This is a genomic window from Burkholderia sp. APQ4-4ca (genome assembly GCF_057837105.1).
On record NZ_JBYQCG010000134.1, the window covers coordinates 1 to 9,079 of the forward strand.

A 9,079-nucleotide genomic window follows, 5' to 3' on the forward strand; every position below is an offset into this window, starting at 1 on the left:
CCAGCATCGGGTCGACGGCTATATCCAGCGCTACCGGATCAAGCCGGGCATTACCGGCTGGGCGCAGGTCAACGGGCATCGCGGCGAGACGGATCGCGTCGAGAAGATGCAGCAGCGGGTCGAACACGATCTCTATTACCTGAACAACTGGTCGTTCGCGCTCGATATGCGGATCGTGGTCGCGACCGTGACGTGCGGATTCACGCATCGCAACGCTTATTGAACGACGCGTCCACGCACGCGGCTTGGAAAACACGAATGGAAACTGGAAAACGGTCCCGCTCCTGGGCGCAACGCTCGCGAGCGGCGCTGACGGCCTTGCCCGTCGTGCTGTTGTCCGCTTGCGCGGTCGAGCCGGGCATGCACATGAACTTCGCGAACGAAGCGTCGGACAACGGCGGTATCGCGACGCGGACGCTCGACGACGGCCTGACGGTATCGATGCGCCGCATCGATGCGGTGTCGTTTGATCGAGCGCAGCAAGCATCCGCTTCGCGTGACGTGGCGTCGGTGCCGATCGGTCCGATCGACGGTGCACTGATCGCCGCCCAGCGGCGCGATGCCCGCGCACGGGACGAACGCACGCGCGCCGCGCTGTTTGCCGCGTCGGCGCCGTACGCGATCGACGCGGGCGACGTGTTGCAGATCACCGTGTGGGATCACCCCGAACTGGCGGCTGCGCAGGGCAATCCTGGTAATCAGCAGACGCGTGCCGCCGATCCGCCGACGGGCTTCGTCGTCGATCAGGTCGGCAACCTGGCGTTTCCGTATGCGGGCGAACTGCACGTCGCGGGCATGAGCACGAGCGAGATTCAGGCCGCGCTGCGTGCGCGGCTGTCGAAATGGTTCGTCGCGCCGCAAGTGACGGTGCGCGTCGCGTCGTATCGCGCGAATCGTGTCTACATCGACGGGGAAGTCCATGCACCGGGCGCGCAGCCGCTCAACGACACGCCGATGACGCTGCTCGAAGCCGTCACGCGCGCGGGCGGCTTCACGGCCGAGGCCGATCAGAGCCGCATGACGCTCGTGCGCGGCGGTGTCGCGTATCCGGTCGATCTGCCGGGGCTGATTCGCGCGCGTCTCGATCCGTCGCGCATCGTGTTGCGCAAGGGGGACCTGCTGCAAGTCGGCGCGCGCGACCAGTTCGGCGTGTACGTGATGGGGGAAGTCAACCGGCCGACGACCGCGCTGCCGCTACGCAACGGTCGGCTCACGCTGGCCGATGCACTGTCGCAGGCCGGCAGCGTCAATCAGGCTACGTCCGATCCGAAGCAAACCTACGTGATTCGCGCCGCCGAGGGACGGCAGGCGCAGGTATTTCATCTGGACGGACGATCGCCGGTGTCGATGGTGCTGGCCAACGCATTCGAGCTGCAGCCGCGCGACGTCGTGTACGTCGACAGCACGAAGCTCGCGCGCTTCGGCCGCGTGCTTGCGCAACTGTTGCCGGCCATCAACGCGGGCCTGACCGCCGCGATCGTCACGAAATGATGAACCGGATCCTGGTGGTGTGTACCGGCAACGTCTGCCGCAGCCCGGCCACGCAGGCGCTGCTGTCGCGCGCATTGCCCGGCCGCACGATCGAGTCGGCCGGCCTCGCGGCGATCGGCGGCACGCCGATCGATCCGGTGATGAACGAATTGCTGGCCGCGCGCGGCTTCGGGGGGGCGTCGCACCGGGCGCGACGCGTCGACGATCGCGTCTGCCGGTGGGCCGACCTGATTCTCGTGATGGAGACCGCGCAGCGCCATCTGATCGAGCGGAGCCACCCGATGACGCGCGGCCGCGTGTATCGCCTCACCGAGCGCTACCGGACCGACGTCCCCGATCCGTATCGCCGAAGCCGCCACGTGTACGACTACGCGCTGAAGCTGATCGAGCACGGCGTCGTCGACTGGGCCGACCGGATCGCCCGCCTCGAATCGGACTGGCCGCGACGCCCTGATCCCGGCGCGGATGCGCCGGAACACTTGAAGTGAGCCTCAGATGAATGCAACCAATCCTGGTCGACTCCTTGAACGCGATGCCGACGAGCTCGACGTGCGAGGCCTGCTCGACGTGCTGATCGCGCACGCGGGCCGCATCGTCGCGGTCACTGCGACGTGTACCGCGCTCGGCGCCACGTATGCGCTCGTCGCGAAGCCGGTCTACAAGGCCGACATTGCCGTGCAGGTGGAAAGCGGCGGCTCCGACCTGCGCAGCATGGCGGAAGGCGGGCTCGTCGGCGGCCTCGGCGCGCTGTTCGACGTGAAGTCGACCGACGACGGCGAAATGGAAATCCTGCGCTCGCGGCTCGTGACCGAACCGGTGGTCGACGTCCAGCGCCTGTATATCGACGCGCGGCCGCGCCGTGTGCCGGTGATCGGGGCCGCGATCGCGCGCTTCAATCGCGGGCTGTCGACGCCCGGCCTGTTCGGGATAGGCGGATTCGTCTGGGGCAAGGAGCGCATCGACGTGGCCGCGTTCGACGTGCCGTCCGACTTCCACGAGCACCCGTTCATCGTCACGTTGCTGGGCGACGGTCGCTATCGACTGTCCGGCGACGATCTCGATCGCGACGTGGAAGGCGGGATCGGCGAGCCGCTGTGCGTGAAGACGGCCGCCGGCGATGTGATGCTGCAGGTCGCCGGCGTCGACGCCGCTGCCGGTGCGCAGTTCGTCGTGAAGGCCGAGTCGAAGCAGGTCGTGCTCGCCGAACTGCGGAAGAAGCTGTCGATCGCGAACCGCGGCAAGGATCAGTCCGGCGTGATCGGCGTGTCGTACGAAAGCCGCGATCCGGTGCGCGCGGCGGCCGTGCTGAACGCGATTGCCGACAACTACGTGCAGCAGAACGCGAACCGCAAGGCGGCGACCGCCGAGAAGTCGCTGGCGTTCCTCGACAATCAGGTACCGACGGTGGAGCGTCGGTTGCGTATGGCGGAGGACCGTCTCAATGCGTACCAGGCCCGCCATGAAATCGTCGATCTGACCGAACAGGCAAAGGCGATGCTGACGCAATCGACGACCGTGCAGACGTCGCTGTTCGAACTCGAACAGAAGCGGCTTGCGTTGGCGTCGACGTTGACGCCGGCGCACCCGGAGCTCACCGCGGTCGACCGGCAGATCGCCGCGGCCCGCGCGCAGATCGGGAGGGTGAACGACGCGATCCGGCGCCTGCCCGACGCGCAGCGCAACATCGTGCGGCTGCGCCGCGACGTGACGGTGCAGACCGAGATCTACGTCGGCCTGCTGAACAGCATCCAGCAGCTTCGCGTCGCGACCGCGAGCAAGATCGGCAACGTGCGCGTGATCGATCGCGCGATCGTGCCGGACGAACCCGTGCGGCCGAAGCCGTTACTGATCACGGCGATTGCCGCGCTGGTGGGCCTCTTGCTCGGCACGTGCGGCGTCGTCGGCCGTGCGGTGCTGTTCGGCCGCGTCACCGATCCGGCCGAGATCGAGCGCGACACGGGCCTGAACGTGATGGCGACGATTCCGCACAGCGCCGCCCAGCGCCGGCTCGCGCAGCGCGCCGCCGCGGCGCAGGGCGCTGCGCCCATCCTGTCGCTTGCACGGCCGAACGAACCGGCGGTGGAGGCGCTGCACAGCCTGTGCACGGCGCTGCGGTTCCAGCTGCTGGACTGGCCCGAACGCAACCGCGTGTTGATCACCGGGCCTTCCGCGGGCGTCGGGAAATCCTTCGTGTCGGCCAACGTCGCCGCCTTGCTCGGACAGTCGGGCCAGCGCGTGTTGCTGATCGACGGCGACCTGCGACGCGGGGAGCTGGCGAAGCGTTTCGGTGTACGGCCGGATATCGGCCTGTCGACCTTGCTTCGCGGCGGCGCGACCGTCGACGACGCCATCGTGCGCGATATCGCGCCGAACGTCGATCTTCTGCCGGCCGGCCCGCGTACCGACCGGCCGGTCGAGCTGCTGTCATCGGATCGGCTGTCGGCATTGCTGACACGCGTCGGCCGCGATTACGGCGTCGTGCTGCTCGACGCGCCGCCGCTGCTGCCGGTGACGGACGCCACGGTGCTGGCCGCGCACGCGGACACGATCCTGCTCGCCGCGCGCTCCGGTGTGACGACCACGGGCGAACTGCTCGAATCGGCGAAGCGCATCGAGCGTGTCGGCGCGCGCACGACGGCCGTCGTGTTCAACGGCTTCCGGCCGGGGCTGCGCTCCGCCCGGTACGGCAACTACGGCGCTTACGCGTATGACCGCGCCGATTCGCACACCGCTGCGGATCGCCCGTGATCCGTCGATGGAGAATCCGATGACCCACCCCTACGAAAACATTCTCGTGACGTTCGGCACCCGTCCGGAAGCCATCAAGATGGCGCCGCTCGTCCATGCGTTGCGGGCTCGCGAAGGCGTGCGCTGCGGCGTCTGCGTGACGGCCCAGCATCGCCAGATGCTGGACCAGGTGCTCGACCTGTTCGGCATCGTGCCGGATTTCGATCTCGACCTGATGCGCGCCGGGCAGACGCTCGGCGGCCTGACCGGGCACATCCTCAATGCGCTCGACCCGGTGCTCGATGCGTTCCGGCCCGATCTCGTGCTCGTCCACGGCGATACCACCACGACGCTCGGCGCGACGCTCGCCGCTTACTACCGGCGCGTTCCGGTGGGGCACGTGGAAGCCGGCCTGCGTACCGGCAACCTGTATTCGCCATGGCCGGAGGAGGCGAATCGCCGGGTGACGGGCGCGCTCGCGCTGCATCACTTCGCGCCGACCGAGACGTCGCGCGCGAACCTGCTGGCCGAAGGCGTCGAGGCCGGACGGGTCCACGTGACCGGCAACACGGTGATCGACGCGCTGCTGACGGTCACCCAACGCCTGACGCACGATCGGGCGCTGGTGCAGCAGATGCGCGAGCGATTCCCGTTCGTCGACGACGCACGACGCATGATTCTCGTCACCGGCCACCGCCGCGAGAACTTCGGTCGCGGCTTCGAACAGATCTGCGAGGCGGTCGCGACGATCGCGAAGCGCTATCCGGCGTGCCGGATCGTCTATCCGATGCACCTGAATCCGAACGTGCGGGAGCCCGTCACGCGGCTGCTCGGCGACATCGACAACGTCATGCTGATCGAGCCGCAGGAGTATTTGCCGTTCGTCTATCTGATGAGTCGCGCGTGGCTAATCCTGACCGATTCCGGCGGCATTCAGGAAGAAGCGCCGTCGCTCGGCAAGCCGGTGCTCGTGATGCGCGACACCACCGAGCGGCCGGAAGCCGTCGCGGCCGGCACGGTCCGGCTGGTCGGCACCGAGGTCGAGCGGCTGGTCGGCGCGGTGGTCGAGCTGTGGGAGGACGGCCGCGCCTATCGCGCGATGAGCCGCGCGCACAACCCGTACGGCGATGGCCGCGCGAGCGGGCGGATCGCCGATCTGCTCGTGTCGCCGCCCACGTCGACGCAGGGGCCGGCTCATCTGGCCGGCACGCTCTGCTGAATTCCCTGACGTCTGGAGAACCTCATTCATGTCATTCGAAACCGTTTCCGTCATCGGGCTGGGCTATATCGGCCTGCCTACCGCAGCGGCATTTGCCGCACGTCGTAAAAGCGTGATCGGCGTCGACGTGTCGCAACATGCGGTCGACACGATCAATCGCGGCCAGATTCACATCGTCGAACCCGAGCTCGACATGCTCGTGCATGCGGCCGTGACGCAGGGCCATCTGCGTGCGACGACGGCGCCCGAGCCGGCCGATGCGTTCCTGATCGCGGTGCCGACGCCGTTTACCGACGGCAACAAGCCCGACCTGAGTTACATCGAGGCCGCGTGCCGGTCGATCGCCCCGGTGTTGAAGAAGGGCGATCTGGTGGTGCTGGAGTCGACGTCGCCGGTCGGTGCGACCGAGCGGATGGCGGCGTGGCTCGCGGCGCAACGCCCGGATCTGACGTTCCCGCAGCAGGCCGGCGAGCGCTCGGACATCCGTATCGCGCATTGTCCGGAGCGCGTGCTGCCGGGCCACGTGGTGCGCGAGCTCGTGGAGAACGACCGCGTGATCGGCGGGATGACGCGCAAGTGCGGCGCGCGTGCACAGGAGTTGTACGCGGTGTTCGTGCGCGGCGAGTGCATCCTGACCGATGCGCGTACGGCCGAAATGTGCAAGCTGACCGAGAACTCGTTCCGCGACGTGAACATCGCGTTCGCCAACGAGCTCTCGGTGATCTGCGACCACCTCGACATCAACGTGTGGGAACTGATCCGGCTGGCGAACCGCCATCCGCGCGTGAGCGTGCTCCAGCCGGGGCCGGGCGTCGGCGGACATTGCATCGCGGTCGACCCGTGGTTCATCGTCGATTCGGCGCCGGAGCATGCGCGGTTGATCCGCACCGCGCGCCATGTGAACGACGACAAGCCGCATTTCGTGGTCCAACGCGTGCGGCACGCGGCGAGCCGTTTTCGCGAGCCGGTGATCGCGTGTCTCGGCCTCGCGTTCAAGGCCGATATCGACGATCTGCGCGAGAGCCCGGCGATGGAGATCGTCGACGCGCTCGCCGAGCATACCGACGCGACGCTGCTGGTCGTCGAACCGAACGTCGACGCGTTGCCGGCGTCGCTCGAGGCAAAGGCCCGGCTCTGCGATCTGCATACCGCGCTGGCGGAAGCCGACGTGATCGTCATCCTCGTCGATCACGCGCCGTTCCGTCGCATGGACCCGGTGCGGCTGCAGACCAAGGTCGTGATCGACACGCGCGGCGTGCTGGCGCGCGCGTGACTGACGGGATGCACGCGTCATGATGCGGAACGCCGATGCCGGAAAGCTGCTGGGCCGTCTCGAGGCGCTCGTCTGTACGGGCGCGCCGGGCCTGTATCGCGTGCTGACGTTCTGGGTCATCCAGCGAATCTATTCGCTGGACGAACTCGGACATGCGGCGTCCAACATGTCGATCGCGCAGATGATCGGCTTCTTCACGGCCATCGGCTGGGCGACGCTGATCCTGGTGCGCGTGCCGGCCAGCGACGGGCGGCAGGCGGCGCGCGACGCGTTCTACTCGCTGGTGTCGATGGCGGGATGGACGACCGTGGCCGCCACGTTCGCGTGCATGCTGGTATCCGCGAGCGGTCTTCTCGCGTTCGATCTCGGCGGCGTGATCGCGTTGATGTGGGGCTGGACCGTGTATCAGCTTGCGCGGCATTTCTTCGTGTCGACGCGTCGCTACCGGATCACGATTGCGTTCGACTGCGTGCTGATCGCCGGTTCGTGCGCGATGCTCCAGGCCGGCACGCGTTACGGCTATTCGGCATCGATGTGCCTGGCGCTCTCGCTGATCGTGGTGGCCGTCGCGATGTTCGTCGCGATCGGTGCGCCGGCGCGTGGCGTGTTCTCGGCGCGTATCGACATGAAGGGGCTGCAGTTCGGGCTGACCAATTTCCTGTCCGGCGGTATCGCGCTGGCGACCGTGCCGGCGGCCAAGGCGATGTGCGGTGCGTCGTTCGCGGGGATGCTGTCGCTGTTCGCGTCGGTGACGGCGGTCGGCAACCTGCTGCCGCGCGCCATCTCGATCGCGCAGTTGCCCGATCTCGTGAGGCGGAAGAGGGACAAGGCGCCGCTGGATACGACGCTGGGCGCGATGCGGCGGAATATCGGGCGGTCGAATGTGGTCGTGCTCGTCGCGAATCTGGCGATCGTGGTGGGGCTGACCTATCGGGCGGGGCTGGATAGCCCGGACACGTCCATGACGCTCGCGGGCGGTGCATTGCTGGCGATTCAGTGCGCGGCCGGCGTGCTCGGCGTGGTGGGCAGCAACGTGATGATGGCGTTCGAGAAAAGCGCCGTCACCGCGCGGATCAACCTCGGTACGTCGGCGCTGTTCGTCGCGTTGCTCGGCGGCAGCGTCGCGATCGGCGGCGAAGCCGGGTTCTTTTGCATGCTCGCGTCGGCCATCGTGGTCACGCTGATCCGGAACGGGATCGTGGTCTTGCATGCGCGACGGGTATGTTCCGCGTATGCGGCATCGAACAGCGTAGGCAACGTTGCGGTCGCGTCGGGAGTGCGCCCATGAGCGTCGCGATTCGAGCGCCGGCGATGGTGGATCGTCGCTCGCGGGTCGCCGACCTGGGCGCTGGCCTGCTGGCGTTGGCGTATTTCGTCTTCTGCGTCAGCGATACGTTGCTCACGCTCGACGACGATCGCTCGCAGGTCGTCAAGATGGGCGCGTTCGCGCTGGTGTTCGCGGCGATCCTGCTGCGTCCGCGCGTTCATCGGCTGGCCGTCGTTGTGCTGCCCGTCGCGGTGTCGCTGTGCATCGGCATGCTGCTGTCGTTCAATAAGGCGGCGGGCGTCGAGGAACTCGTCCGCTTCCTCTTTCCGGTCGCGATCACGGTGGCGATCTTCCCGTACCGCGACCGGCTCGACGTGCTGGTCAAGACGTTCATCGGCGTGGTCGTCAGCAACGATCTATTCCAGTTGTACTTCTATGCTTCGTACGCGAGCGGGCTGCCGTTGTTCATGCCGGTCCGGATCGACTCGGGGCTGTTCCTGCGCGCACAGGGATGGATGGGATTCTTCTCGGAATTCAGCTTCATCAATCTCTGCGCCTTCCTGCTGTGCCGCTGGTACTGGTCCGGCCGCCGCGCGGCGATGGCGTCGTGGGGCTTTCTGTTCTTCGGATTGCTCGGCTTCTCGTTCAAGCTGTTCGCGGCGCTGGCGTTCTATCCGTTCGTGAGGAACGTCAGGGACGTGCGCGCCTGGCTGGCCGCGGCCGGTATTGCGGGCGCGATGCTCGTGCTGATGGCGATGGGCGTACTCGATTCGCTGTTGAAGGTCGGCATGGCGAAGATCCTGTTCTATGTCGTCGCGGGCAATTCGGCGCGCGCCGAGTCCTATCGCGTGATGTTCGAGTCGATCCGCAACGGCAATCTGCTCGGCGAGGGGCTGGGCAGCTTCGGCGGCCCGGCGTCGGTCAAATTCTCGTCGCCGCTGTACCCGCTTTATCACTTCGACTGGTATGGGCTCGGCGGGCTGTTGAAGACCACCGACACGTTCTATCCGCACCTGTTCGTCGAGATGGGCGTGTTCGGCGCGATCGCGTGGCTCGTGTTCGTGATGGCCTACGGACAGGCACGGCGCAAGCCGGCCGTCTG

Annotated in this window: 8 protein-coding genes; all 8 read left to right on the top strand. The window is 67.3% G+C overall.

Annotation, left to right across the window (positions count from 1 at the left end; genetic code table 11):
• Positions 1-223, top strand: a 223-nt coding sequence (locus AC3IFE_RS16665) for a sugar transferase (protein WP_489191194.1), incomplete at its 5' end; no start/stop codon positions are given.
• 35 nt (positions 224-258) lie between these two features.
• A complete protein-coding gene (locus AC3IFE_RS16670) occupies positions 259-1,491 on the top strand; it encodes a polysaccharide biosynthesis/export family protein (protein WP_256979696.1) in 1,233 nt (410 codons plus the stop codon).
• Complete coding sequence (locus AC3IFE_RS16675; protein WP_179233466.1) at positions 1,488-1,979, top strand: low molecular weight protein-tyrosine-phosphatase; 492 nt, start codon at positions 1,488-1,490, stop codon at positions 1,977-1,979. Before AC3IFE_RS16670 ends, AC3IFE_RS16675 begins: the two co-directional genes overlap by 4 nt.
• A 7-nt stretch (positions 1,980-1,986) precedes the next feature.
• Entirely contained in the window at positions 1,987-4,239 is a 2,253-nt protein-coding gene (locus AC3IFE_RS16680; RefSeq protein ID WP_489191195.1) for a polysaccharide biosynthesis tyrosine autokinase, read from the top strand.
• 19 nt (positions 4,240-4,258) lie between these two features.
• Positions 4,259-5,437: a non-hydrolyzing UDP-N-acetylglucosamine 2-epimerase gene (wecB, locus tag AC3IFE_RS16685; protein WP_489191196.1), complete on the top strand. Its 1,179-nt coding sequence runs from the start codon at positions 4,259-4,261 to the stop codon at positions 5,435-5,437.
• 28 nt (positions 5,438-5,465) lie between these two features.
• Positions 5,466-6,710 (top strand): UDP-N-acetyl-D-mannosamine dehydrogenase, encoded by a 1,245-nt coding sequence (gene wecC, locus AC3IFE_RS16690; protein WP_089468972.1) that lies wholly within the window; start codon positions 5,466-5,468, stop codon positions 6,708-6,710.
• Between the two features lie 19 nt (positions 6,711-6,729).
• A complete protein-coding gene (locus AC3IFE_RS16695) occupies positions 6,730-7,998 on the top strand; it encodes a hypothetical protein (protein WP_489191197.1) in 1,269 nt (422 codons plus the stop codon).
• Positions 7,995-9,079: hypothetical protein (locus tag AC3IFE_RS16700; RefSeq protein ID WP_489191199.1), on the top strand; the 1,085-nt coding region annotated here is incomplete at its 3' end. The genes AC3IFE_RS16695 and AC3IFE_RS16700, both read left to right, overlap by 4 nt.